The organism is Nocardia mexicana NBRC 108244, from assembly GCF_001613165.1.
GTDB lineage: Bacteria > Actinomycetota > Actinomycetes > Mycobacteriales > Mycobacteriaceae > Nocardia > Nocardia mexicana.
In genome coordinates this window covers 1-26470 of the sequence record NZ_BDBV01000130.1, presented here as the reverse complement: position 1 = coordinate 26470, position 26470 = coordinate 1, and the positions used below count along the sequence as shown (strand labels likewise).

22 protein-coding genes are annotated in these 26470 nt (G+C 69.6%); 17 read left to right on the top strand and 5 right to left on the bottom strand.

Features of this window, described 5'->3' with window-relative positions:
* Positions 1 to 210, bottom strand: a 210-nt coding sequence (locus NM1_RS38235) for a DUF8020 domain-containing protein (protein ID WP_507762187.1), incomplete at its 3' end; no start/stop codon positions are given.
* Between the two features lie 511 nt (positions 211 to 721).
* Between NM1_RS38235 and NM1_RS38230 the strand changes: the two genes are divergently transcribed.
* From NM1_RS38230 to NM1_RS38195, 8 genes are all read left to right on the top strand, one after another.
* Positions 722 to 1753: an iron chelate uptake ABC transporter family permease subunit gene (locus NM1_RS38230; RefSeq protein ID WP_084520445.1), complete on the top strand. Its 1032-nt coding sequence runs from the start codon at positions 722 to 724 to the stop codon at positions 1751 to 1753.
* Complete coding sequence (locus NM1_RS42805; protein ID WP_068032179.1) at positions 1750 to 2799, top strand: FecCD family ABC transporter permease; 1050 nt, start codon at positions 1750 to 1752, stop codon at positions 2797 to 2799. Before NM1_RS38230 ends, NM1_RS42805 begins: the two co-directional genes overlap by 4 nt.
* Positions 2800 to 2811: 12 nt before the next feature.
* Entirely contained in the window at positions 2812 to 3651 is an 840-nt protein-coding gene (locus tag NM1_RS42800) for an ABC transporter ATP-binding protein (RefSeq protein ID WP_068032176.1), read from the top strand.
* A gap of 125 nt (positions 3652 to 3776) precedes the next feature.
* Entirely contained in the window at positions 3777 to 11486 is a 7710-nt protein-coding gene (locus NM1_RS38215; protein ID WP_169814394.1) for a non-ribosomal peptide synthetase, read from the top strand.
* 36 nt (positions 11487 to 11522) lie between these two features.
* Complete coding sequence (locus tag NM1_RS38210; RefSeq protein WP_068032170.1) at positions 11523 to 12515, top strand: ABC transporter substrate-binding protein; 993 nt, start codon at positions 11523 to 11525, stop codon at positions 12513 to 12515.
* Positions 12512 to 13741 (top strand): enterobactin transporter EntS, encoded by a 1230-nt coding sequence (gene entS, locus NM1_RS38205; RefSeq protein ID WP_068032167.1) that lies wholly within the window; start codon positions 12512 to 12514, stop codon positions 13739 to 13741. The genes NM1_RS38210 and entS overlap by 4 nt, the downstream gene beginning before the upstream one ends.
* On the top strand, positions 13738 to 14577 hold the full coding sequence (locus tag NM1_RS38200; protein WP_068032164.1) for a siderophore-interacting protein: 840 nt from the start codon (positions 13738 to 13740) through the stop codon (positions 14575 to 14577). The genes entS and NM1_RS38200 overlap by 4 nt, the downstream gene beginning before the upstream one ends.
* Position 14578: 1 nt before the next feature.
* Positions 14579 to 14818 (top strand): phosphopantetheine-binding protein, encoded by a 240-nt coding sequence (locus NM1_RS38195; RefSeq protein WP_068032162.1) that lies wholly within the window; start codon positions 14579 to 14581, stop codon positions 14816 to 14818.
* Between the two features lie 38 nt (positions 14819 to 14856).
* Here NM1_RS38195 and NM1_RS38190 read toward each other — a convergent pair whose 3' ends face one another.
* Entirely contained in the window at positions 14857 to 16503 is a 1647-nt protein-coding gene (locus NM1_RS38190; protein ID WP_068032159.1) for a (2,3-dihydroxybenzoyl)adenylate synthase, read from the bottom strand.
* 91 nt (positions 16504 to 16594) lie between these two features.
* Between NM1_RS38190 and NM1_RS38185 the strand changes: the two genes are divergently transcribed.
* The 4 genes from NM1_RS38185 to NM1_RS38170 all read left to right on the top strand — a co-directional run bounded on the left by NM1_RS38185 (position 16595) and on the right by NM1_RS38170 (position 20382).
* Positions 16595 to 17392 (top strand): SDR family oxidoreductase, encoded by a 798-nt coding sequence (locus tag NM1_RS38185; protein ID WP_068032156.1) that lies wholly within the window; start codon positions 16595 to 16597, stop codon positions 17390 to 17392.
* Between the two features lie 7 nt (positions 17393 to 17399).
* Positions 17400 to 18545, top strand: coding sequence for an isochorismate synthase (locus NM1_RS38180; protein ID WP_068032154.1), 1146 nt, complete (start codon positions 17400 to 17402; stop codon positions 18543 to 18545).
* Positions 18546 to 18607: 62 nt separating this feature from the next.
* Entirely contained in the window at positions 18608 to 19294 is a 687-nt protein-coding gene (locus NM1_RS38175; protein ID WP_068032152.1) for an isochorismatase family protein, read from the top strand.
* 77 nt (positions 19295 to 19371) lie between these two features.
* Positions 19372 to 20382 carry a TIGR03617 family F420-dependent LLM class oxidoreductase gene (locus NM1_RS38170; RefSeq protein WP_068032186.1) on the top strand — a complete coding sequence of 337 codons (1011 nt, stop codon included), beginning with the start codon at positions 19372 to 19374 and terminating at the stop codon, positions 20380 to 20382.
* Between the two features lie 179 nt (positions 20383 to 20561).
* Here NM1_RS38170 and NM1_RS38165 read toward each other — a convergent pair whose 3' ends face one another.
* Positions 20562 to 21242, bottom strand: a complete 681-nt coding sequence (locus NM1_RS38165) for a hypothetical protein (protein ID WP_068032148.1) — start codon at positions 21240 to 21242, stop codon at positions 20562 to 20564.
* An 18-nt stretch (positions 21243 to 21260) separates the two neighbouring features.
* Here NM1_RS38165 and NM1_RS38160 point away from each other — a divergent pair, with 18 nt between their 5' ends.
* The 3 genes from NM1_RS38160 (at position 21261) to NM1_RS38150 (ending at position 22405) form a co-directional block, all read left to right on the top strand.
* Complete coding sequence (locus tag NM1_RS38160) at positions 21261 to 21446, top strand: hypothetical protein (RefSeq protein ID WP_068032144.1); 186 nt, start codon at positions 21261 to 21263, stop codon at positions 21444 to 21446.
* A gap of 129 nt (positions 21447 to 21575) precedes the next feature.
* On the top strand, positions 21576 to 21911 hold the full coding sequence (locus NM1_RS38155) for a histone-like nucleoid-structuring protein Lsr2 (RefSeq protein ID WP_068032141.1): 336 nt from the start codon (positions 21576 to 21578) through the stop codon (positions 21909 to 21911).
* A 155-nt stretch (positions 21912 to 22066) separates the two neighbouring features.
* Complete coding sequence (locus NM1_RS38150; RefSeq protein WP_068032138.1) at positions 22067 to 22405, top strand: hypothetical protein; 339 nt, start codon at positions 22067 to 22069, stop codon at positions 22403 to 22405.
* A gap of 22 nt (positions 22406 to 22427) precedes the next feature.
* On the opposite strand, the gene NM1_RS44375 is transcribed toward NM1_RS38150, so the two are convergent.
* Positions 22428 to 23693, bottom strand: a complete 1266-nt coding sequence (locus NM1_RS44375; protein WP_246011393.1) for a TetR/AcrR family transcriptional regulator — start codon at positions 23691 to 23693, stop codon at positions 22428 to 22430.
* 199 nt (positions 23694 to 23892) lie between these two features.
* On the opposite strand from NM1_RS44375, the gene NM1_RS38140 reads away from it, so the two are divergent.
* Positions 23893 to 24582, top strand: a complete 690-nt coding sequence (locus tag NM1_RS38140) for a methyltransferase domain-containing protein (RefSeq protein WP_068032181.1) — start codon at positions 23893 to 23895, stop codon at positions 24580 to 24582.
* 8 nt (positions 24583 to 24590) lie between these two features.
* Here NM1_RS38140 and NM1_RS38135 read toward each other — a convergent pair whose 3' ends face one another.
* On the bottom strand, positions 24591 to 25787 hold the full coding sequence (locus NM1_RS38135) for an MFS transporter (protein ID WP_246011392.1): 1197 nt from the start codon (positions 25785 to 25787) through the stop codon (positions 24591 to 24593).
* Between the two features lie 84 nt (positions 25788 to 25871).
* Here NM1_RS38135 and NM1_RS38130 point away from each other — a divergent pair, with 84 nt between their 5' ends.
* The gene (locus tag NM1_RS38130) at positions 25872 to 26309 is read left to right on the top strand and encodes a winged helix-turn-helix transcriptional regulator (protein WP_068032132.1); all 438 of its coding nucleotides are present in this window, start codon (positions 25872 to 25874) and stop codon (positions 26307 to 26309) included.
* Positions 26310 to 26470 lie beyond the last annotated feature (161 nt).

The following is a 26470-nucleotide window of genomic DNA, read 5'->3' as shown; positions in this document are numbered from 1 at the left end:
GCCGAGTTCGGTACCGGCCACGGTGGCGCCGTTCGCCGCCTTGATCTTGAACACCCCGTTCTCGACGGCCATCGACCCGGAATCGGTCTTGATGATCGTCGACTTGTCGGTGGTGTTGGCGGTGTAGTTGACCGGCGCCTCCGCGGCCGGATCGGCATGCGCCGTACCGGCGGTGGTGCTCAGGACGGCGCCGACGGTAACGGTCGCCAAGGCTAACTTGGTGAATTTCAAGGGTCGGTGAACCTTTCTCGGTCTCTCGTTGCGACACGCACGCCCGGCCCGCACGGGGGCCGCGCGGTGCGGTGGGTGCCACAGGGCACGAGTGAGTACCGGCAGTCAGCGAATTCGACTGTCGGGTAAGGAAAAAAGGGGTTTCCGACCGATCAGGTCAGGTGTGACACGTTGCTCATCTGTTTCCTCATCATCGTGTAAATCCTTGCGGCACTGTCCGATTCGTCCCCGGTGGCGGGTCCTCGAGTCGCCACCGAGTCTGTGAGTCAGCTCGTCGACACCTGGGTGTCTGCTGTGAATCGGACAGTTGACACAGTAAGGTAGGCAAGCCTTAGCTATCAAGGGGCAGGTTAGGCTAACCTTGCCCGAATTGGTGGTCATCGCAACCCGGCATAACCGCCTGACCTGCACTGATCGGTTGGAAAGAGCGCCTGATGAAAAGATCGAAAATAGGACCCGGGCGTGAACGGGTCGGTTGCCGTGGTTGCCGATGGGTGGCTTAGCGGTCGACCGCGCGCCGATACCCACCCGGATCCGGCGCTGGCCCGGATGGTTCCTGGCGGTGTCCGTGCTGGCGGCGGTATGCGTGATCAGCTTGCTGGTCGGCGCGAAATACATTCCGGTGCAGGATGTCTGGTCCGCGCTCTGGCGTGACGACGGCTCCGTCGACGGGCTGATCGTCACCGGATACCGGGTGCCGCGCACCCTGCTGGGCCTGCTGGTCGGCGTCGCGCTCGGGATCGCCGGATGCCTGATGCAGGGCCTGACCCGCAACCCGCTGGCCGATCCGGGCCTGCTCGGCATCAACGCCGGAGCGGCCTTCACCATCACGATCGCGGTGGCATTCCTCGGAGTCTCCGGCATCACGTCCTACGTGTGGTTCGGATTCGCCGGTGCGGCCGCGGTGTCGGTGGTGGTCTACCGACTGGGAACCGCGGGGCGGCAGGGCGCCGATCCCATCCGGCTCACCCTGGCCGGGGTTGCCGTGACCGCGGTGCTGTCCGGGCTCACCAAGGGCATGATCCTGTTGAACGCCAAGGCATTCGACGAGATGCGGCAGTGGGATTCCGGATCGCTGACCGACCGCGGATACGACATCATCGCCGGGGCCGCGCCGTTCATCGCCGTCGGCGTGGTGGCCGCCGTGATCGCCTCCCGCTCGCTGAACGCCGTCGCGCTCGGCGAGGACCTCGCGCACGCGCTCGGCGTCCGGGTCGGCCGTACCAGGCTGCTCACCGCGGCGGCGCTGACGCTGCTGTGCGGTACGGCGACCGCCGCGGTGGGCCCGATCGCCTTCGTCGGCCTCGCGGTGCCCCATATCGCCCGCTGGATCGTCGGCCCCGATCAACGGTTGATCGTCGCGTATTCCATGCTGCTCGCCCCGACCCTGGTCCTGGCCGCGGATGTGCTGGGCCGCATCATCATTCGGCCGGACGAGGTACCGGCCGGCCTGGTGGCCGCATTCCTCGGCGCGCCCGCGCTGATCTGGCTGGCCCGCCGTCCGACGGTGAGTGCGACATGACCGCCCGCATCGATTTCGGCCGCCGGGTGCTGGTGCTGCGCGCGCCGCGCCTCACCGCGCGGGTGGGCGTGCGCACCGTGGCGGTGTGCGCGATCCTGACGGTGGCGGCGCTGGCCGTCGCCGTGCTGGCGCTGGGCACCGGCGACTACGCGATCCCACCTGATCGGGTGCTGCGGGCGCTGTTCGTGGGCAGTGACCGATTCGATCGGCTCGTCGTGTGGGAATGGCGGTTTCCCCGCGTGGTGCTGGCGCTGGCGCTCGGCGCCGCGCTCGGTGTCAGCGGCGCGATTCTGCAGTCGGTGACGCGAAACCCGTTGGGCAGTCCCGATATCGTCGGCTTCACCACCGGCGCCTACACCGGCGCGCTGATCGCGATCCTGGCACTCGGCGGCGGGGAGTTTCCGACGGCGGCGGGCGCGCTCATCGGTGGTCTGGGCACGGCGCTGGTGATCCAGGTGCTGGCGTTCCGGCACAACGTGACCGGCTTCCGGCTGATCATCGTCGGCATCGGCGTGAGCGCCATGCTCGCCTCGGTCAACACCTGGCTGATCCTGCGCGCCGACCTGGACGCGGCGATGTCGGCCGCGGCATGGGGCCTCGGCTCCCTGAACGGATTGTCGTGGTCGCAGGTCGGGCCCGTGCTCATCATCCTGGCCGGGCTCGCGGTCGCGCTGATTCCGGCCGCGCCGCGCCTGCAGATCCTGGAGTTCGGCGACGATCTGGCGCGGTCGTTCGGCGTCCGGGTCGGGCGGTCGCGGCTGCTGCTGATCGCGTTGAGCGTCGCGCTCACCGCGGTGGCCGCCGCGGTCGCGGGCCCGATCGCCTTCGTGGCCCTGGCCGCGCCGCAGCTCGGGCGCCGGCTGGCCCGCACCCCCTCCACGCCGCTGCTCCCGGCCGCGGCGATGGGGGCGCTGCTGCTGGTCGGCAGCGACTGGGTCGCTCAGCGCGTCTTCGCGCCCACCACCCTGCCTGTCGGTGTCGTCACCGTATCGATCGGCGGGATGTACCTGGCGTACCTGTTGGTGGCCGAGGCCCGACGGAACTAGGGAAAGACGACTATGAACGAAAAGCACGGTCCCGTCGGCGAATCCGGCGCGGCGGACGCCCGGCTGCGGGCCGATCGAGTGCGCCTGGGCTACCGGGGGCGAACCATCAGTGATCAACTCTCCGTGGAGATTCCGGACGGGGCGTTCACCGTGGTCATCGGGCCGAACGCCTGTGGCAAGTCCACGCTGCTGCGCGCGCTGGCGCGCCTGCTGACGCCGGAATCCGGTGCGGTGCTGCTGGATGGGAAGCCGATCACCGCGTATCCGCCGAAGGAGGTGGCTCGGCGGATCGGGCTGCTCCCGCAGAGTTCCACCGCGCCGGACGGGATTCGGGTCGCCGACCTGGTGGCCCGCGGCCGCTACCCGCACCAGTCGCTGCTGCGGCAGTGGTCGCGGGCCGACGAGGAGGCGGTGGCCGCCGCCATGGCCGCCACGGGCGTCACGGAGCTGTCGGCCCGTGCCGTCGACGAGCTGTCCGGTGGTCAGCGCCAACGGGTTTGGATCGCGATGGTGCTCGCCCAGGACACCCCGGTGATCCTGCTCGACGAACCCACCACCTACCTCGATATCGCCCATCAGATCCAGCTGCTCGACCTGTGCCGGTCGCTGCAGCGGGATTCGGGACGCACCGTGGTCGCGGTACTGCACGACCTGAACCACGCCTTCCGCTACGCCGACCACCTCGTGGCCATGAAGGAGGGCCGGGTGGTCGCGGCCGGTGCGCCCCGCGAGATCGTCACCGCCGAACTAGTGCAGGAGGTCTTCGATCTCGGCTGCCGCATTGTCGACGATCCGGAAACCGGTGCGCCACTGGTGGTTCCGCTAGCGGAGCACGCCGTCCGGGTGCTGTGAAGTGGGCAATTGACCAAAGGTTACCCAATCTAAGGAAGGTTAGGCTAACCTATGTCGATATGTCGGTTTCCCGCCGCTGGGAAAGCGTCCGCAGAGGAATGTTGTACAGGGTGAAGGGAGTTGCCGTGCCGCCGGCCGAACAGGACTCGAGCGCCGACCATCCCGGGTTGCCGCTGACCGGGCCGCAGCTGGGCATCTGGAACGCCCAGCGGTTCGATCCCGAATCGGGGCGCTACCTGGTCGGTGAGGTCCTCGAGATCTCCGGCGACGCGCCCGTCGACGTCGATCTGCTCGCCGAGGCCATCCGCCGCACCGTGGGGGAGGCCGAGAACATGCGCCTGCGCATGTACGAAACACCCGAGGGGCCACGGCAATTCGTGACCGATACCGCGGCGGTGCTGCGGCCGACGATCGACCTGCGTGCCGCGGCTGATCCGGTGGCGCTGGCCCACGAGGCGGTGGCACTGGAGCGGCAGCAGGCCGCGGAGCACTGCCGCGGCATGGTCGATCGGCAGCTGTACAGCTACACGCTGATCCGGCTCGGCGAATGCGAGGTGTGGTGTGTGCAGCTGTACCACCATCTGATCGTGGACGGGTACAGCGCCGCGCTGCTGTCGCGCCGGGTTGCCGCCCACTACACCGCGCTGCGCCGCGAAATCGCCGCTCCCAAGCCGACTTTCGGAACTATCGCGGAGCTGGTGGCCGAGGAGCAGGAGTATCGCGCCGGTGAGCGGTTCCAACAGGACCGGGCCTTCTGGAGGGAACAGCTGACGCCCTGGCCGGATCTGGACGGCCGCGGGCGGCACCTGGGGGGTGCGGTGGAGCGCACCCTCCGTGCCGAGGCGGTGCTGTCGGCCGACGCCGCCGCGCGGCTGCGGGAGTGCGCCGAGCGTTACGGAATCACCTGGGCGGATGTGCTGGTGGCCGGATATGCCGCCTACCTCAGTCGCCGGCTCGGCACCTCCGATGTCGTGCTTTCGATGCTGTTGATGGGCCGGGTCGGGCGGGCGGCCCTGACGACCCCGGCGATGGCGGTGAACGTGCTGCCGCTGCGGCTGGCCGTCCACGCCGACGACCGGATCGGGGAGCTCGGGGCGCGGGTTGCCGAGGCGCTGCGCGAGATTCGGGCGCATCAGCGCTACAGCGGTGACGATCTGGCGCGCGACTTCCACGGCTACGGCGCGGGCGAGCTGCTGCACGGCGTCGGCGTCAATCTCAAGGTCTTCGACTTCTCCCTGGATTTCGACGGTGCGCGCGGGGTGCTGCGCAATGTCGCGGGCGGGCCGCCGGAGGATTTCGGCCTGACCGTGACACCGCAGACCGACGGCACGGTGCTGCTCGGCTTCGAATCCGATGCCCGGACCAACGATCCGGACGTCGTGCGGCGGCGGATCGCGGGCCTGGTGCGGGCGATCGACGCGTTCACCGGCGCGGACAAGCCGCCCGTGGGCGCGCTGGAACTGATCGACCGCGCCGAGCGGAAAAAATTGCTGGCCGGTAGATCCGGGCCGGAGGCCGCGAATTCGGCCGAGCTGGTGCCGGATGCGCTGGACCGCTTGGTGGCCGAACGTCCCGATTCGACCGTGCTCGCTGTGGACGGAAAGCATTGGACCGCAGCGGAGTTCGGCGCTCGGGTCAACAGCGTCGCCCGATACCTTCGCGGCAGGGGAGTGGGGCCGGAAACAATCGTCGGCATCGCCCTGCCCCGGACGGCAAAGTTCGTGGTGTCCCTGTTCGCCGTCTGGCGCGCGGGCGGCGTCTACCTCCCCCTGGACCCGGAACACCCGATACGGCGCCTGCGCGCGATAATCGACGATGCCGCACCGGCATTGGTCCTCACCGACAGCACGCTGGCCGCGCAGCTGGTGCCCAGCCCAACCGACGAGGCCGAGGACGCCGTCCGCGGCGGTTCTGGTGCGCTGCCTCCCCATATTTCCGGCACGCTTTTGGCCGGAATCCACCCGTCGGAAACGGACGGGACCAGCGGTGGATCCCGGCCAGAAGCGCGCCGGGACGACGGGGGTGCGGGTGCGGCGAGCCGGAGCGCGGGGCGCGGGTATCGCGGGAGCCGAGGGCGCCACGGCGAGAGTATGTCGGGCTGGCCGGGCGAAACGTCTTCTGCTGCAGCGCCGGGTGGCTTCTTCGTCTCTGTCGACAGTGCGGAGTTCCATGCTGAGGTGGCTCGGCAGTCCGGTGCTGGGCTGACCGCTGCGGAACTGCGTGCCGTGGTCTGGCCCGAGCATGGCGCTTATCTGATTTACACGTCCGGGTCGACGGGACGACCGAAGGGTGTGCTGGTGGATCATGGTGCGCTGGCGCAGTTGCTGGCCGGGCATCGGGCGGGGATCTTCGCCGATGCCGTGGCGCTCGCGGGGGATCGGCCTGTGGCGGTGGCGCATACGACGTCGTTCGCGTTCGATGCTGCGCTGGATCCGCTGCTGTGGTTGCTGGATGGGCATCGGATTCACCTGTACGACAGTGAGATTCGGCGCGATCCGGCTGCTCTGGTGGCAGCGTTCGGGCGGGACGGGATCACCGTGGTGGACGGGACTCCCGGACTGGCCGCGGCGCTGATGGAGCACGGATTGCCTGCCGTCGCACCGCATCTGGTGGTGCTCGGCGGGGACGCCTGCCCGCCGGACCTGTGGCGGGAGATTCAGCGCGCGGGGCTGGCGGCGGTCAATATGTACGGGCCGACCGAGGCGACCGTCGACACCATCGGCGCGCGGGTTTCGGGGGAGATCCCGCACATCGGATATCCGCTGGCCGGGGCGCGGGTTTACCTGCTCGACAATGGATTACAGGCCGTCGCCGACAATCAGATCGGGGAGCTGTATCTGGCGGGACCGCAGCTCGCGCGCGGCTATCTCGGCCGGGCCGCGGCCACCTCCGAACGGTTCGTCCCCGACCCGTTCGGGCCGCCGGGGGCACGTATGTATCGCACGGGGGACCGGGCGCGCTGGGTGCCCGGGAGCGGCTACGAATACGCGGGCCGAGCCGATGCCCAGGTGAAGATTCGCGGGCACCGGGTGGAGCTCGGCGAGGTGGAGGCCGCGCTCGGCGCCCTGCCGGACGTGCGGGCGGCGGCCGCCGACACTCGCCGGATCGCGGGCCGCCAGACCCTGATCGGCTACGCGGTACCGGCCGGCGAAGCCGCCGAATGGGATTCCACCCGATTACGCGGCGCCTTGGCGAACGTGGTGCCCGACCATCTGGTGCCGTCGCGCATAGTCGTGCTCGACGAACTGCCCCGCACGATCAACGGCAAAATCGACCGCGCCGCACTACCCGAGCCGCCGTCCGAGAGCGGGGGACGTCCACCGTCCACCCCCGCCGAACACGCACTCTGCGAGGTGGTTTCGGAAGCGCTCGACGACGACGCGGTAAGCATCGACGACGACTTCTTCGCCATAGGCGGCGACAGCATCACCGCGATCAGCATCAGCAGCCGCCTACGCGCCCACGGCCTGCTCCTGTCCCCCCAAGACCTCCTGACCCGCCGCACATTGGCCGAGCTGGCCGCCACCGCCGAACCCACCTCGCCCGCAAGCGCCCCCCATATTCCCGCCGCAAGTGGCTCCCGTACTCCCGATGCGGGCGTCTCCCGTACTCCCGATGCGGACGGCTCCCGTACTCCCGGCGCGAATGGCTCCCGTATTCCCGGCGCGGGCGTCCCCCGTACTCCCGGCGCGGACGGCTCCCGTACTCCCGGCGCGAATGGCTCCCGTATTCCCGGCGCGGGTGTCCCCCGTATTTCCGACGCGGGCCCTCGCATTCCCGACGCAGGCGCCCCCTATATTCCCGGCGCGCTTTTGGCCGGGATCCACACGGGCGATGCTGCGCGAGGGACCGATGGATTCCAGCCGCAGGCACGCGGGAATCACATGGTCGGCACCGTTCCGCACGAGACCGTCGACGCGCTGACGGCGCAGTACGGTCCGATTGCCGATGTGCTTCCGTTGTCGCCGTTGCAGGAAGGGCTGCTCTTCCACGCGCTGCGCGACGGGGCGGACGACATCTACACCATGACAGCGCGTTTCGAGCTGGGTGGTCCGGTCGATCCGGATCGTCTGGCGGGCGCGTTCGAGCGCATGCTGGCCCGGCATCCGAACCTGGGCGCCGCCTTCAGTTACGAACAGTTCGACCAGCCGGTCCAGATCGTTCCGCGGACACCCGAATCATCGTGGCGCGTAGCGGATCTGCGCGGACTTGCCGTCGGCGAGATCGACAGTGCCGCCCGGGAACTCGAGCGGCGCGAGGGTGCCACCCCGTTCGATATCGGCAACCCTCCGCTGCTGCGTGCCTTGCTGATTCGGCTCACCGACACCTCCCAGCGGTTGGTGCTCACGGCGCACCACTTGCTCGCGGACGGCTGGTCGATTCCGATCATGTTGCGGGAGACGCTCACGCTGTATCACGGCGGCGACAGGGAACTGGCCGAACCGGGGTACTACGGCCACTATCTCGCATGGCTGGCCGCCCGCGATGCGGAGGCGGAGCTGGACCGCTGGCGGACCTACCTGTCCGCCCTGCCCATGCCGACGCTCGTCGGCATATCCGGTCGGCGTTCGCAAGCGGTGAAACTGCCAGTGCCCCTGCCGGACACGACGGCCGCGGCGCTGGAGGCGTTCGGCCGCCGGCACGGCCTCACCATGAACACACTCGTCCAGGGAGCATGGGCGCTGACGCTGGCCGACCATCTCGGCCGCACCGACGTGGTCTTCGGCACGGTCGTCTCCGGCCGCCCGGCGGACCTGCGCGATGTCGAGAAGACGGTGGGGCTGTTCAGCAATACGGTGCCGGTCCGAATGCGCCTGGACGCGCACCGGCCGCTGCCGGAGCAGCTGATACGGTTCCAGCGGTCCACCTTCGACATGCAGTCGCACGGGTATCTGGGGTTGGCGACCGTGGAACGGGCCGCGGGGCATCCGCGCCTGTTCGATACCCTCGTCGTCTTCGAGAACTTCCCGAAATCCGGTCTGCGGCAACCGGAGTCCCACGACCTGCGAGTGGTGGACGTGGCGGTGCACAGCCTCACCCACTATCCGGTCACCGTGACGGCGCTGCCCGGCGACCGGTTCGATCTCATGCTGCATCACGACCCCGAGGCGGTGCCGGAAACATCGGCCGTGCGACTCGCGGACACACTCGGCGCGGTGCTGACCGCGGTCGTGGCGGGCCAGGAGGCGACGGTCGCCGAAATAACCGACGCGGCAACGCGTGTGGAGACTCGCGGTGACACGCTCGCCACATGGGAGTCGGGGGCGGTCGTCCCGGATGCTCCGGCCATCACGGCCGAAGAGGTCACGCTCGACTACGGCGAATTCCACTCGCGAGCCAATCGTCTTGCCAGGTGGTTGATTTCGCGCGGGATCGGACCCGAGGCGGTGGTCGCGGTGGCCATGCATCGCGGCGTCGACCAGGTGATCGCGGCGCACGCGGTGTGCCGGTCCGGCGGTGTCTTCCTGCCGATAGATCCCGACCAGCCCGCCCAGCGAATCGACGGCATTCTCGAAACCGCGTCTCCGGCAATGGTTCTCGGTATCGCCGCGGACGCGTTCGACACCCGGCACGCCCCGGTCCTCGCGGTCGACGAACTGGATCTGAGCGGACTGTCCGATACTCCGATCACCGAGGCCGAACGTCTCGCGCCGCTGCGTCCCGAACACTGCGGCTACCTGCTGTTCACATCGGGATCCACCGGTGTGCCGAAGGGGGTGAGCGTCAGCCACGCGGCCATCGTCAACACCTTCGAATGGTTGCAGCGGCAGCATCGCTTCGGGCCGGGCGACACCATGCTCTACCGGACTCCCGCGACCTTCGACGCCTCGCTGCTGGAGGTGTTCCTGCCGCTGCACGTCGGCGCGCGGATCGTGATCGCCCGCCGCAACGGCCACCGCGACCCGTACTACCAGGCGGAGCTCATGCGCAGGGAGCGGGTAACCGCCGCGCAGATGACCTCGTCGATGCTCACCGTGCTCGCCGAGGAAGGGGACCTCGCGGGATACGGCGACCTGCGGTGCGTGTTCACCGGCGGTGAGCCGCTGCCGCCCGCCACGGCGCAACGCATCCGGGCGCTCACCGGGGCACGCGTGAACAACCTGTACGGCCCCACCGAGGCGGCGGTGTGCATCACCTACCACGTGACGACCGACAGCGACACCGGCTCGGTACCGATCGGGCAGCCGCCGCGCGGCGCCGGAGTTCGCGTGCTCGACGAGCGGTTGCGTCCGGTGCCGCCGGGCGTCGTGGGTGAGCTGTACCTGACGGGGGTGCAGCTCGCACGCGGATACTTCACCCGCCCCGACCTCACCGCCGGGTCGTTCATCGCCGACCCGGGCGGCAGCGGCGAACGGATGTACCGCACCGGCGATCTGGTCAAATGGGGCCCGCACGGCGAACTGGACTACGTGGGCCGCACCGACAGTCAGGTCAAGCTGCGCGGCCAGCGAATCGAACTGGGCGACATAGAATCCGCGCTGCTCACCTGCCCGGGCGTCGCCCAGACGGTTGTGCTGTTGCGCGAGGACACCCCCGGCGACCAGCGCCTGGTCGCCTACCTCATCGCGGGCTCCGGGGCCGTTCTCGACCCCGGCGCCATTCGCGACGACCTCCGTAAAGCCTTGCCCGCCTACATGATCCCCGCCGCCTTCGTCATAGTCGACGACATCCCCCGCACCTCCAGCGACAAAATCGACCGCAAGGCCCTCCCCGCCCCCGACTCTCCAATTCCCGGAAATTCGAGGATGGAGGGCAGCGGAGTACTTGCTCTTATCCGCGAGGCCATGGCCGCGGTGCTGTCCCTGCCCGAAATCGATACGGACGACGACTTTTTCGAGGCGGGAGGCCATTCGCTCTCCGCCGTCCGGTTGACCGGCAGGTTGCGGCGCTCGCGTCTGGAGGTCGTTCTCGACGACGTATTCGAGGCCGCTACGCCGCGCAGGCTCGCAGCACGAGTCACGGCGGGAGCCGAACTGCCCGACCACGAATCCGCCCGCCCCGAGCCCCGCATCGAGCATGGTTCCGATCTGGCCGGGCGTGTGCCCTCACCTGCCGGACGGGCCTCCGACTCGGCCGGGCACGCGTCCCTGCGGCCCGACGGGCTGGCCATGCTGGGGAGCCGCTTGGATCCGGTGCTGGAGCTTCGTTCCGGTGGATCGGCCGAACCCCTGTTCTGCGTGCATCCCGTCGGCGGCACCGCCTGGCAGTTCGGCCCGCTCACGCGGTTGCTGCGGGCCGATCGGCCGATCATCGGGTTGCAGTTTCCGGCGTTGAGCGGCAATGAGATTCGAGCCCGGACGATCGATGAGCTGGCCGACAAGTACCTCGCCGCCATCCGCGGCATCCAGCCGCACGGCCCGTATCACCTGCTCGGCTACTCGCTGGGCGGCAATATCGTGCACGCGATGTCGGCGCGGTTGGCGGCCGCGGGGGAGTCGATCGCCTTCGCCGGACTGGTCGATTCCCATCCGCTGCCGAATCTCGTCGAGCGTGCCGAGTCCGCCCTGGCCGATCCGGCCGAACTGGACCGGCTGCTCCCCGAACTCCCCGAGGACGCACCGGAACTCGCGGAGGCGATTCGCTCGGCCGCGACCCGGCTGCTCCGCATGGTCACGGTGTCGGACCCGCCGCAGTACGCCGGGCCGCTGGCGCTGTACGCCGCAGACCCCGGCACCGAACCGGAACGCAGCCACGCCCAGGTCACCGGCTGGCGGGCGGCGGGCACCGACATCGTCGTCCGCCGACTCCCGTACTCGCACTTCGACATCGTGTCCCCGACCGGCTGGACCGAGGTCGCCGCGCTGCTCGACGCCGATCCCGCGATCCGCGACTGAGCCTCCCGCACAACGAGAAAGAAGGATCACCCCTCCATGACTGCCCTCCGATCGACGGCCCGCCTGCGCGCCGCCGTCGCCCTGCTGATACTCGCCGTGGCGGCGGTCGCGGGCTGCGGCTCCACCCCCGGGGCCACCTCGGCCTCCGACACCAGGCAGGTGCAGACCGAACGCGGATCCGTTGCCGTGCCGTCGGATCCGAAGCGGATCGTCGTCCTCAACGGCGCCCTGGCCGGATACCTCTACGACCTCGGCGCGCCGGTGGCCGCGGCGGACGCGCGGGTGCTCGGTGTCAACAACTTCACCAGCGACTTCCCGCCCGCCTGGGCCGACGACGCGAAGCGTCAGGGCACCGCCGCCGTGCCGATCGGCGAGGACGTCAACCTGGAATTCATTGCGTCCCAACGACCCGACCTGATCATCGGTGGCGGCCAGGGTTTCCCGGCCCAGCAGTCCGCCAACGCCTACGACCAGCTCAGCGCCATCGCGCCGACCGTGCTGGTGCCCGCCGCCACCGTGAACTGGCAGGACCAGTTGCGGCTGATCTCCGACGTGGTGGGCCGCGGCGACAAGGTCGACGGCCTGATCGCCGCGTACCGGGACAAGGTCGCGCAGGTGAAGCAGTCGATCAAGGTCCCGGCGGGCGCCACCGCTTACTTCCAGTCGCGCAAGGACCTGAAGCCGACGCTGATCGTCCCGGACGCGGCGCTGCCGTCGCTGCTGTCCGAGGTCGGCTTCACCAACGACACCCAGGTGTCGGCGAAGGCGGGCAACCCGGCCCGCGCCGCGGCCGCCGACTGGGTGTCGTTCAGCCCGGAACTACTGACCACCGTCGTCGACGCCCCGGTGCTGTTCGTCCTGCCGCTGGAGGGCGGCCGCAACAGCGCGCAGCTCGCCGAAGATCCCTTGTACGCAAGGCTTCCCGCGTTCCAGGCGCACCGCGTGTTCGACCTCCCGGCGGCCAGCTACCGCCTCGACTATCGCGGTGTCATGAGCACCCTCGACACCATCGCGGAGAAGTTCCGGTGACAGTGTCCAATGCACTGCTCGTCGACATCTCCCCGCTGCGCACCAGCCGCGGGTTCCGCTGCGCGTTCGCGGCCCGGCTGGTCTCGGTGCTCGGGATCGGGCTGCTCATGGTGGCGCTGCCGGTCCAGATCTACCAGCTGAGCGGCTCGTCGGTGCACGTCGCCGCCGTGGCGACGGTGACGGCGGTGGCGCTGTTCGCCGGGAGCCTCGGCGGCGGCGTGCTCGCGGACCGGTACGACCGGCGCGACGTCATCCAATGGTCGCGCACCGCAGCCGGTCTGGGGTTCCTCATCCTCGGAGTCAATGCGCTGCTTCCGGATCCGTTGCTGCCGGTGATCTACGTCGCCGCCGTGCTGGACGGCCTGGCGGGCGGAGTCAGCGGAACCACGTTGATGGCACTGGTTCCCGTCCTGGTGGGGCGGGAGAAGGTGGCCGCGGCCGGGGCGCTGACCGCGCTCACCTCCGACGTCGGCACCATGATCACCCCGGCACTGGCCGGTGTGCTCATCGCCGAAACCGGTGTCGCCATAGCGTTTTTCATCGCCGCGGCCGCCACCGCCGCGACCGTGGGCCTGATCCGCGCGATCGGTCCCGCGCCGCCGCCGACCCGCGCCACCGGCCACCCCGTGCGGGAACTGTTCGCGGGCATCGGATTCGCGGCACGGCACCGCGGCATTCGCGCCGTGCTGCTGGTCGGCCTGCTGGCCATGCTGGTGAGTGGCCCGCTGGTGCTGCTCCCGGCCTTGGCCGATGTGGAGCTCGGCGCGGGCCCGACGACGCTGGGCCTGCTGTATGCCGCGCCCGGCGCCGGGGCCGTGCTCGGCTCGCTGACCAGCGGCTGGATCGGCCGCACCCGCCGCCCGGGACAGGCGCTGCTGATCACGCTGGCGCTCATGCCGATCGGCGTGATCGTGGCCGGGCTGTGGTCGCATGCCGCCTGGGTCTTCCTGGGCCTCGCCGGATTCGGCCTGGCCCGGGCGGTGAACATGGTGCTGCGCTACACGGTGCTGCAGCAGCAGGCGCCGGAGGAACTGCGCGGCCGGATGTCGGGGCTGCTGATGGTGCAGTCGGTCACCGGCACCGCGGTCGGCTCGATGGTGGCGGGCCTGATGGGCCAATTGTTCGCGCCGGGTATCGCGCTCGTGGTCTACGGCGTATCGGTTCTGGTGCTCGGCGGGCTGGTGGCGGTCGTCGCCGGGCCGCCGCAGGGAGAGGAGGAGAAGTGACGGATCGCGCCGCCTATGCCGAGCGGATCGCGGACGTACTGTCCGGTGTGCACGGGGCCAAGGTCGGTTACCCGATCGGATTGCGGGAGCTCGAGGTCCTGCGCACCGAGCAGGTGGGGTCCGGGCTGCTGCGCATCACGTTCGGCGGGCCGGAACTGGACGGATTCCACAGCTACGTTCCGGACGAGCATGTGCGCCTGGTCTTTCCGTGCGACGACGGGGTGCTGCGACTGCCGGTGCGGGACGGGCTGTCGCTGGAATGGGGGAGTCCGCGCCCGGTGTCGCGGGAGTACACGGTGCGCCGCTACAGCGCCGAGGACGGCGAGCTGGATATCGACTTCGCCATCCACCCCGGCGGCCTGGCCTCCGACTGGGCCCTCGCGGCCGCGCCCGGCACCAGGGTGCACATCGCCGGGCCGCCCGGCGGCGTCGTGGTGCCGGAGTCGTACGACAGGTATTTGTTCGCCGGAGACCTCACCGCGCTGCCCGCCATCGCCCGGTGGCTGGAACGGTTGCCCCGCAACGCCTCCGGGTGGGCGTTCATCGAGGTCGCCGATGCCGCCGAGGAGATCCTCCTGGATCCGCCCTCCGGCATTGAGGTGCGCTGGGTCCATCGCGGGTCCGCGGAGCCGGGCACCGGCGATGCCTTCGAGAAGGCCGTGCGCACGGTGAAAGCCCCGGAGGGAGAACGTATTTACGTCTGGATGGCGGGGGAGGCCGGTTGGCTGCGCCCGCTGCGCAAGTGGGTGCGCACCGAACTCGGTGTGGGGCCCAAGGACTATCTGATCGCCGGGTACTGGAAGCGCGGCGTCGCCGATTTCGATCGAGAGGAATGACATGGCGAACGAACAGGTGACGGCGGACGGCCGCCAGCGCGTAATCGACGACGTGGCAGCGGCATTGGGCGTCGGCCCGGGTGAGCTGTCCGCGGAGACCAATCTGCTGGATGCCGGTCTGGACTCGGTCCGGATCATGTCGCTGGTGGAGAAGTGGCGGTCCGCGGGCCACGAGCACATCGACTTCCCCACGCTCGCCTCGGATCCCGTGCTCGGGTCGTGGCTCGACGTGCTGTCGTGACGGGCGGCGCGGCCGGTGCGGCCGCGCCGCCCCGGCGGTCAGCGCGCGGGCGCTCCGTCGGCGAGCAATTGGCGCAGCTCCCGTCGGCTGGTCTTACCGACCCCGGTCTCCGGGAAATCGTCCACGACCACGACGGCGTCCGGCATCTTCCAGGCCGCCATCCCACGCTCCCGCACGAAGGCGCGCACGGTCGACAGGGTGAGCGGCTCCGCCGCATCGCCGGGTTGCACGAAGGCGCAGATGCGCTGTCCGAGAACAGGATCCGGTGTTCCGACGATCACCGCATCGCGGATGCCGGGATGGGCCAGCAGATGGGCCTCGAGCTCCTCCGCCGACACCTTCTCGCCGCCGCGGTTCACCCAGTCCCCGGCGCGCCCCTGCACGACCAGGTTGCCGTCGGGCCGGAGGCAGACGATATCGCCGGTGCGGTACCACCCGTCCGCGGTGAAGCTGCGGGCGTTGGCCTCCGGGTTGTCGTAGTAGCCGCGAATCGTGTACGGGCCGCTGGTGATCAGGTTGCCGTCGACCCCCGGCGGCACCTCGTCGCCCGCGTCGTCGACCACCCGGAGCCGGTCGTGCTCGGACATGGGGCGCCCCTGCGTGCCGACGACCACGTCGATCGGATCGTCCAGCCGCGTATAGCAGACCAGGCCCTCGGCCATGCCGAACACCTGCTGCAGCGTCGCCCCCAGTGCGGGGCCGATGCGGCGCGCCAGCTCGTCGGGGCAGCGGGCCCCGCCGACCTGCAGCACCCGCAGGCTGGACAGGTCGGGTATATCTCCGGATTCGGCCCGTTCCACCCACAGCCGAGCCAGCGGCGGCACGAGTCCGGTGAGGGTGACGCCGAACCGTTCGATCGCCCGGAATGCGGTGGCGGGCGTCGGATCCGGCGTCATGGCGACCGTGCCGCCGGCCCACAGCGCGCCGAGGATGCCCGGGGAACTCATCGGAAAGTTGTGTGCCACGGGCAATGTCGCGAGATAGACGGTGCCGCTGTCGAGTTCGCAGATCTCGGCGCTGCGGCGCACGCTGTAGAGGTAGTCGTCGTGGGTGCGGGGGATGAGTTTCGGGATGCCGGTGCTGCCGCCGGAGAGCTGCAGGAACGCGACGTCACCGGCGTCGGTGTCGGGCAGATCGCTTGGCACGTCCCGGAATTCGGCGATATCGCGCGCGCCCTCGGGCAGCGTCTCGGCGCCGTCGGTGACCACCAGGAGGTGACGCAGCGAGCCGACCTGCCGCCGGATCGAATCCGCGAGTGCCGCATGGTCGAAGCGCTGATGGACGCCGCAGGTGATCATCGCCGTGGCGGCGGATGCCGTGGCGATCGGCACCAGCTCCGCCTGCCGGTGCGCGGGCAGGCAGAACACCGGCAGGGCCCCGAGCCGGAACAGCGCGAAGATCACCTCCACGAACTCGGCGCGGTTGGGCAGCTGCACCAGCACCCGGTCGTGGCGGCCGATCCCGAGCCGGGACAGCCCGGTGGCCAGCGCGCGGGAGCGGTGGTCGAGTTCGGCGTAGGTCCAGCGGTGCGCGTCGTCCACGACGGCGATCGCCTCCGGGGTCGCCGCCGCCCGGGCGGTCAGCACGTCGCCGAACGTCTCTCCGGTCCAGCAGTTCTCGGATCGGTACCGTGCGGCGTCGGCCGCCGGCCACGGCGTGAAGCCGGGAAGAACGGTCGATGACATTGGGGGCCACCTCTTTCCAACGAATCCAGCGGTGCTCGGCCGCCTCGGGGCGGACAAGCGAACCATTTCGTAGTCAGGTTAGGCTAACCTTATGTCCATGATCGTTTCGGGTAGCCCGGTGGTCGTCGTCACCGGGGCGGCCGCCGGTATCGGAGCCGCGATCGCGACGGAACTCGCGACCGGCGCCGAAGTGCTGTCGCTGTGGGATCGCGATCCGCAGGTGCGGCGGTCCGCACAGGAGATAGCCACCCGCACAACGGGTTCCGTTCACGCGGTCGAGGTCGATGTCACCGATGCGAAGGCGGTGGCCACGGCCTTCGATCGGCTGACCGCCGAGCACGGCACGCCCGAGGTGGTCGTGCACGCCGCGGGAGTCATGGCGTCGGGTACCGCGCTGGACGTCACGCCGGAGGCGTGGGAGCGCAGCCTGAGCGTCAACGCCACCGGTGTCATGCAGGTCGCCCAGCGTGCGGCCCGCGAGATGGTCACTGCCGGACGCGGCGCGATCGTGGTCGTATCCTCCAATGCCGCAACCGCTCCGCGGGTCGGCCTGGCCGCCTACGGTGCGGCGAAAGCGGCGGCCACCGCGTTCACCCGGTCGCTCGCGCTGCAGGTGGCCCCGCACGGCGTGCGGGTGAACCTGGTGTCGCCCGGCTCCACCGACACCCCCATGCTGCGCGGCATGTACGGCGACGGTCCGCTGGACGACGCCGCGCGCGAGAGTCTGCTCGACGGCGATCCGGAGGTATACCGCCTCGGAATACCGTTGCGCCGCATCGCAAGTCCCGCCGATATCGCCGCGGCGGTCCGCTTCCTGGTTTCCGACGACGCCCGCCACATCACCATGCACGATCTGCGGGTGGATGGCGGCGCCACGCTGGATATGTGACGAGAGGATGATCACCATTTCCGACACATCTGCCGCCCCCTCGGGCCCGGCCTTCGTCCTGTCTCGTCCGCACCGGACCGTCGTCGCGGCGGGAGCCGGGCGCGTCTTCGGCACCGCGCACGAGGCGGTGCGCGCATTGCGCAGTGGCCGAGCCGATTACGTCGTCGGCGCACTGCCGTTCGCACCGGGCGCGCCCGCGGCGCTGTGGGCGCCGGAATCGGTGACGATGACCGCCGCCGCGCACCGCCCCGCCGCACCGGCGGCGCTGCCCCGCTTCGAATTGGACGCGGCCGTCCCGGCGCCGGAGACGCATCTGCAGCGCGTCGCCGGGGCCGTCCGGCTGCTGGGTGACCTCGCGCATCCGGTCCGGAAGGTCGTGCTGGCCAGGGCAATTCGCGCTCGGTCCGAGCGGCCGGTGGCGGCCGGTGCGCTCCTGGATCTGCTGGTGTCCACCGACCCGTCGGGCAACGGGTTCCTCGTCGATCTGTCCGCCGCGGGCGGGTCGTACCGCGGCAGGCACCTGGTCGGCGCCAGCCCCGAGGTGCTGGTCCGGCGGATGGGCACGGAGGTGCTGAGCCATCCGCTGGCGGGTTCGGCCCGCAGGCTGCCCGACGCGGCGGCGGACCGCGCGGCCGCCGGGACCCTGCTCGCCTCCTCGAAGGACCGCGACGAGCATCGGTATGTGGTCGACCAGGTGACCGGCGTGCTGCAGGACCGCTGCGCTGGCGTCCACACCCCGGCGACCCCGGAACTCACCCGCACACCGGTGATGTGGCATCTCGGCACGCCGATCACCGCGACCGTGCCCGCCCACGGCCCGTCCGCGCTGGAACTGGCCCTCGCCCTGCACCCGACCCCCGCGGTGTGCGGCACTCCCACCGCGGCGGCCGCGGACCTGATCGCCGAACTGGAGGGCGATCGCGGTTTCTACGCGGGCGCGGTGGGCTGGTGCGATGCCGCCGGGAACGGCGAGTGGATGGTGAGCATCCGCTGTGCCGAACTCGACGCCGACGGCCGCACCCTGCTCGCCCACGCGGGCGGCGGCATCGTCGCCGAATCCGACCCGGCGGCCGAATTGGCCGAGACCACAGGCAAATTCCAGCGCATCCTGGGTCCGCTCGGTATCGCGGACCTGCCACTCACCGTCGCCTGACCGGCGCACCGACGCGGCCCTCGGCCGCCGGTACCCACGCATACGACGAACCGGAGAAAGCCATGCCCATCCCCCCGATCGCGCCCTATCCGATGCCCGGACCGGACGAGGTCACCGCCAACCAGGTGTCCTGGAAGGTCGATCCCACGCGCACGGCCCTGCTTATCCACGACATGCAGCAATACTTCATGTCGGCCTACGATCCTGACCGCGACCCGGCCCGCACCCTGATCGCGAACATCGGCAGGCTCCGAAATCGCTGCCACCAGTTGCGTATTCCGGTCATCTACACCATGCAGCCGGGCAACCAGCATCCCTCGCGCCGCGGCATCCTCGCCGACTTCTGGGGTTCGGGCATGTCGCACGGGCCCGATACGGAGGTCGTCGCCGAACTCCGGCCGGATGCGCAGGACATCCAGGTCACCAAGTGGCGCTACTCGGCCTTCCAGCGCACCGATCTGCGGGAACTGCTCGGCTACTACCGCCGCGACCATCTGATCGTGACCGGCGTGTATACGCATATGGGCTGCATGCTCAGCGCCGCAGAGGCTTTCATGAGCGACGTGCGTCCGTTCCTGGCCCTGGACGCCACCGCCGACTTCAGCCGCGACGAACATCTGATGGCCTTGAACTACACCGCTCGCCGGTGCGGCGCAGTGCTGTCCACGACCGATCTATTGGACCGGCTCGGCGCCGATCCGGCCGCCAACGGCACGGGATTCACCGCCGCGGACGCCGGACATTTGTAACCTGTTCCAGAAGCGTCGCCCGCGGAACGAACTACGGTCCTGCCTCGGCGGCGGTCGATGGAGGGCGAGCGATGGCGATGAAGGTCCATGTGCAGTTGGACGCGGATCTGCGTGGGGCCCGGGGGCGTGCCGCCGAACTGGCGGCGGCCGGTGTCGACGGATTGTTCACGTTCGAGGGCCCGCACGATGTGTTCCTCCCGTTGCTCGAGGCGGCGTCGTCGGTGGATCTCGAGCTGTTCACCAATGTGGCGATCGCGTTCCCGCGCAGTCCGATGCATCTGGCCCATGCCGCCTACGACCTCCAGGAGTTCAGCGGCGGGCGGTTCACCCTCGGCCTCGGCTCTCAGGTCCGGGCGCACATCGAGCGCCGATACGGGACGACGTGGTCGCGCCCGGCGGCCCGGATGCGCGAGACGGTGCTCGCCGTCAAGGCGATCTTCGATGCGTGGGAAGGCAATTCGGCGCTGGAGTTCCGCGGGGAATTCTCCACGCACACCCTCATGACGCCGAACTTCGATCCGGGCCCCAATCCGTTCGGGCCGCCGCCCATTCGAGTGGGCGCGCTCGGGCCACTGATGACGGCGGCGGCCGCCGCCGTGGCCGATGGTCTATTGGTGCTGCCGTTCAACAGCAAGCGCTACTTCACCCAGCGGACTATGCCCGCGGTCGAGCGCGGACTGGAGTCCGCCGGGCGGTCGATGTCCGAATTCGAGGTGATCCCGCAGGCGATCGTCGCCACCGGGCGCACGGAAACCGAACTGGCCGAGGCGATGTCGGGAATCCGGCGGCTGGTCGCCTTCTACGCCTCGACCCCGGCCTACGTCCCGGTGCTCGAGGTAGAAGGGTGGCAGGACCGGCAGCCGGTGCTCGCGGCGATGATGCGGCGCCGCGCGTTCGACGACATGGCGGCGGTGATCGACGATCACATGCTGCGGACGCTGGCGGTCGTCGGCACACCGGAGGAGTGTGCGGACCAGATCGCCGACCGCTTCCACCCCCACGCACGCGAAATCTGTTGCTATTTCCCGTTTTACAATATCGCCACGCAACACCTGACCGACCTGGTGGCAGCCCTGCACGCCGGTTGACGCCCACCCCTTAGTTATCCCGGCGTGCCCACCCTCATCTTCCGGCCGTACTCGCCCTCACCTTCCGGCCGTACTCACCCCTCACCTTCCGGCCGTGCTCACCGGGCGTGCTTACCTCTCATTTCCTGGTGTGCGCACTGCTCATTCCCTGGCAGGCTCACTCTCATTTCCCGCCCCGCTCACTCCTCATTTCCCGGCCCGCTTTTGGCCGGGACCTCCACCGGAATCTCACCACCCAGGTGATAGTCCCCGGACAGACGCAGCGTGTCACCGCTCCAGAAGCGCCCGGGGTCGTACCAATTCGCGCGCCGCTCGGGCAGCAGCCCCATGGCCTGGTAGGTGAGGGCGACGACCTCGGCGCAGTAGGCGCTCTGCAGATCCTGCCCCGACGCCGAACCCGCTTGGGCCCTGCGGGATTTCGGCCGCAGCCGGGCGACCCGGCCGCCCAGCCAGCGCGCGGCGAGACCGGAGGTCGACGGGAACGGCAGCCCGTCGAGCCGGGCGATGGCGCGGAGCGCGTTGTCCTCCATCTCGCGGGTCACCGGCCGGTCCAGCTGGCGCAGCCAGGCGCGCTGGCCGTAGCGCTGCGCCCACACCAGCACCGCGTCGCGCAGATCGTGCAGTTGGGCGCCGCGGTGCTGGTTACCGGACCACATGTCGGTCAGCGACCTGCCCAGTTCGGCGTGCCAGATCAGTACCGGCAGATCGTCGATCGCTACGGCCATCCCGACATGGTTGACCGGACTGTTCGTCGTCATTCGAATGGCTCGATCGGCCGCCGAACTCCCGCGAAACAACCACAGATCCCCGGTTCGCGTGAGTTCGATTGCCCGGTCGAGGTCGATGCTCGTACCCGCCATAGGCAGTAGCCTAGGCACATGCGCTGGTGGAAGATACTCGGTCTGGCGGGCGCGGCGGGTGTCGCCGCGACCGGCGTCGTGATCGTCCGGGCGGAGCGGCAGCGGCGCTCCTACACGCCGGAACAGATTCGCGCGCGCCTGCACGAGAGGGTCTCCGAGGTAGCCCCGTCCGATCCGGGCCCCGGCGAGAGTTCCCACAGCTGAGGGGCCACCCGCGGCGAACTCGGCTGCACCCCGGCGCTTTACGATCCCGGCTTCGCCGGACGGTGATCAACACCGCGGCGTGTGGGATAGGCTTGCGCCCTCCTGCTGGTTCAACGAAAGGGATATGGAGTGGCACGCAAGGTCACCGTCGAGCTGGTGGACGATTACGACGGCAAGTCCGAGGCCGAGGAGACGGTGAAGTTTGCTGTCGACGGCGTCGAGTACGAGATGGATCTGTCGGTGCTGAACGCGAGCAAACTGCGCGGTATCTTCGAACAGTGGACGCCGCACGCTCGCAAGGTCGGCCGCGTCCCCAAGGGTAAGGATCGCGGCGCCCCGCGGACGGCGGCCGGGCGGGAGCAGACGGCGGCCATCCGGGAATGGGCGCGCAAGAACGGGTACAGCGTCTCGCAGCGCGGCCGGATCCAGGCCGAGGTCGTCTCGGCGTACAACAAGGCCAGCTAGGACCGGCCGGGGCAGCAGTCGGCTGCTGCCCCCAACGGGGAGACTGAAATTCATCGGCGGGCGGTCTTCGTGACATTCGGGGTTCGTTCCGGCCCGGCGCCTGTCGGTAGACTCGAGCAGCGGGAACGATCGTCGACGCGTGAAGGAGCGTAGGGATGGCTGAGGTCCTGGTCGCCGAGATCCGGTCGGATAGCCAACCCTGGTCGGGGCGAAGGGATCGATCCAGCAAGAACTTCTCGCTCGCCGGCGTTCCCGAGGGTACGCAGGAACTGCTCTGGCGGACTGAACCCGACAGCGGTGCGATCCGGTTCAGCGTGATGTCGGACGTCAGGGCGAACTACGACCAGCGCGTCCTGTCGAACATCGCCTCCGGTTCGAGAACCCGCCTCCCGCGCGAGCGAGAGTCCCTGTCGCGCCGCGGTTTCTACATCGCCAACCCCTTCGGCGCCACGGAAGACGGATTCCTCGTGAAGGTCTACGCCCTGGTCCCCTGACCGAGACGGCGTTGACCCGGACTCAGCCGGCGTTGCCCGGTGCCAGGGCGGCTATTTCGGCCTCGCAGGCCGCGGCGATCAGGCGTGCGGTCATGTCGAGTACCTGTGTGCGTTCGGTGGTTCCGAGGTCGAGGGTCGCCGCGCGCAGGACCGCCGCGAAGCCCGTATTGATCATGGCGAAACTCATTGCGTCGTAGAGGCGGTCGTCGCCGGGGCCGACGGTCTGGACGATCAGCTCGGTGGCCAATTCGCGCAGGCGCGGCTCGAAGTCGGGGATGCCGCTGCGGTAGAAGTGCACCCCGGCCACCAATGCCCGCACCAATTCCGCGTTCGGCGTCACCTCGTTGACGATGACCTCCAGCGTCCGGCCGGTCACCTCCAGGATGGTTTTCCCTTCCCGGTCCAGCCAGCTCTGCCGCAACCGTTGTTCGGCATGTTCCATCAGCCCCTGGATCAATTCCTCCACCATGACGGTGCGGTCGGTGAAATACCGGTACACGGTGCCGATGCTGACGCCCGCCTCGGCCGCGATCCGATTCGTCGAGGTGTTCGCGACACCGCGTTCCGCGAAAAGCTGTGCGGCGGTATTCAAGATATGTTCCCTGGTGGCCTTGGCTCGTTCCTGCCGCGGGCTGCGGTGCCGGACTACGGGCCGAGGAGGCGTGAAGCCCACCGGTCTGCTCAACGCGTGTCCGCCATTGCGGGATGGCGCGTCCGGAGGCGAGCAGTCGCCTTCGGTCTCGACCCAGGCCGCGATTCCGCGTGCCGTGAGAGCGAACAGCTCCTCGCGTTTCCGGTCGTCGACTTCCAGCGTGACGGCCCGCATGACCGCCGCGAATCCGGTGTTGACCAGGACGATGGTCATGGCGTCGTACTTGCGGTCGTCACCGGGGCCGAGTACCTGGATCACCAGCACCTTGACCAGCAGGCGCAGGCGCCGTTCGAGTTCGGGAATGCCACTGTCGGGAAACTGCAATCCCGCCGCGAGCGCCCGCACCAGCCCGGCATCGACCACCAGTTCGTCGGCGATCGCCCCGAGGACGGCGACCGCCAATTCGGCAATGGATTTGTCGGCAACCCCGAAAACGCGCTCGGTGAAACGCTGCTCGATGTTCTCCTGCATCCGCGCCAGCAGTTCCTCGACCACGGCGCTGCGGTCACCGAAATACCGGTACACGGTGCCGATGCTGACGCCCGCCTCGGCCGCGATCCGATTCATCGAGGTATCGACGATCCCGCGTTCCCCGAACAGTCGCGCCGCGGTGTCCAGGACCTGTTCTCTGGTCACTCTGGCGCGTTCTTGCTTGGGTCGGCGCTGACCCGGGGGTTTCGGCGGCATGAGACTCCTGCCAACAATTGCGAGGGGATCCGCGGCGGCACGATTCTAATGCCGGGGATCGGCCGAGCGGGTCACATCGAAAGTCATGGACGCGGCGGAATTCTGGGTGGTTGACGTCAGGTCGACATAAGGTCGCACAATGACCGACATGTCTACTCTGCTTGCTCTCCTCGATACCTTCGATGATCTTCCCCAGGCTTGTGATCTGCGGGAACGTACCTATGCAGGGCTGGGCGACTCCGTCGTCGACGTGGGCTGCGGGAGCGGGCGGGCCGTCGGTGAGCTGGCGGCCCGCGGCGTGCGGGCCATCGGCACGGACCTCGACCCGGCCATGATCGAGGTCGCCGTAGAGCGTTGGCCCGCAGGCGAATTCCACGTGGCAGACGCCATCGCGCTGCCTCTCGACGACGGTTCGGTCACCGGCTATCGCGCCGACAAGATTCTGCACGCCCTTCCCGAGCCCGAGCGGGCGGTTCTCGAGGCCCGCCGGGTTCTCGCCGCGAACGGCCGCGCGGTCCTCGTCGGCCAGGATTGGGACACGCTGGTGATCGACTCCGACGATCCCGAACTCACCCGCACGCTCGTCCACACCCGCGCGGACCGCATGCCCAGCCCGCGGGTCGCCCGCCGATACCGGAACCTGCTGCTGGACAACGGATTCACCGATGTCACGGTCGAGGTCCACACGATCGTCCGCACGGATGCGGCGGTCCTGCCGATGCTCGCCAATGTCGGGGGAGAAGGGGCCTGGCTCGACGAGCAGCAGGTGCGGGCGGCCGAGGACCGGCTGTTCGTCGCCGTGCCGATCTTCGTCGCCGCGGGGACCCGCGCCGACTGAGCGCCCACTCACCCGCACTCCGAGAAGTGCACGGCGGCAACCGGATCCGTGATCCGACCCACTCCCCACACGACCAGTGCGGACAGGGCATAGAGTGCGCCGACCAGGCAGGAGGCCCACCATCCCCACGCGCCGTAGGCCCACGTGGTCGTGACCGCCCCGAGGGCCGATCCCAGGGAGTAGAACGCCATGTAGACGCCGATGACGCTGCTGGCGCGGTCCGGATACGCGGTGGTCAGCAGATGCTGGCTGGCGACGTGCACGGCCTGGACGGCGAAGTCGAGCGCGACGATACCGGCGATCAGGAACCACAGGTTCGATCCGGCCTGGGCGACGAGCAGCCACGACGCGGTCAGCAGCGCCAGTGACCAGCCGGTGATCCGTTGTGCGCCACCGGAATCGGCCCATCGGCCCGAGCGCGCGGCGCCGAGCGCTCCGGCCAGGCCCGCCAAGCCGAACAGGCCGATCGCGGTGGTGCCCAGATTCCAGGGTTCGGTGCTGAGGGGAAGTGCGAGTCCGCTCCACAATGTCCCGAAGGACGCGAACAGGAACAGCGCGATCAGGCTCCGGCTCAGGAACAGTCGATCGGTGCGCATCAGCCGACCCATCGACGCCAGCACCTGCGTGTACCGCGCGGTGCTCGTCCTCGGATCCGGGTGCAGCCGCGTGCGGGCGGTGACGGCGAGGGCCGCGCAGAGTGTCGCGAGCACCGCGTAGACCGCGCGCCATCCGGCCATATCGCCGAGCGCACCCGCGAGGACGCGGGCCCCGAGAATGCCGATTACGACGCCCGACGTGACGGCGCCGATGGTGCGGCCCCTCTCACCCGGTTCCGAGACGGCCGCCGCGTAGGCGACCGTCACCTGCACCACGACAGCGAAAACCCCGGCGACCCCGAGTCCCGCCAGCACGAGGACGCCATTGGGCGCCGCGGCCACGATCGCCGCCCCCACCGCGGTGAGCGCCAGCTGGGCGGTGATGAGCCGACGGCGGTTCAGCACATCACCGAGCGGGACCAGTGCGATCAGACCGGCGAAGTAGCCGATCTGCCCGGCGGCGACCAGTCCGCCCAGCGACTCCGGCGCCAGCCCCAGATCGCGCCCCGCCGCCGCCAGTACCGGCTGGATCGCGTAGATCGTCGAGACCGCGACGGCGCACACCAGCGCCAGGATCCATCGCTGCGACCGGGTGACTCCTGTCGACACGAGACCTCCAAATTGGTAGCAAAATGAAACCGTTTGACCGTAGGGCATAATGGTTTTGAATTGCAACCGATTGGGAGGAGGCTCATGACGCGCGGATCCTGGACCGACCCGACCTGTCCCGTGGCCCGGACGATCGACCTGGTCGGCGATCGGTGGAGCCTGCTGATCGTGCGCGACGCCATGGACGGCGCGGCCGCGTTCACGGAGTTCCAGCAGCGCCTCGGGATCGCCCGCAATATCCTCGCCGACCGCCTCCGCCGCCTCGTCGACCACGGCATCCTCGCCAGCACGCCGACGCCCGGCGGCAAGCGGCACATATACGAACTCACCGAGGCCGGGCGCGACCTGTTCACCACCATCGTCGCGCTGCGGCAGTGGGGGGAGCGCCACGCCTTCTCCGAGGGTGAACCGCACTCCACGCTCCGGGACCTCGACGGCGGTCCCGTCGCTCGACTGCGCCCGGAAAGCCGGACCGGCAAGCCCCTCGCGGCGGCAACAACCCGGGTCCACAAGGTGGACTGAGCAGGGCGTGATTTGCGTTGCCGCGCTGGACATTCCGGCGAGGTACGTGCGTGCCGACGAGCCAGCCGGCGGGCGTCCGAGATTGCCTGCCGCCACGGCACGCACGTCCAGCGCACACGCCACACCATGCCCGGCACGGCGCGGCCCGGCCCGGCCCGGCC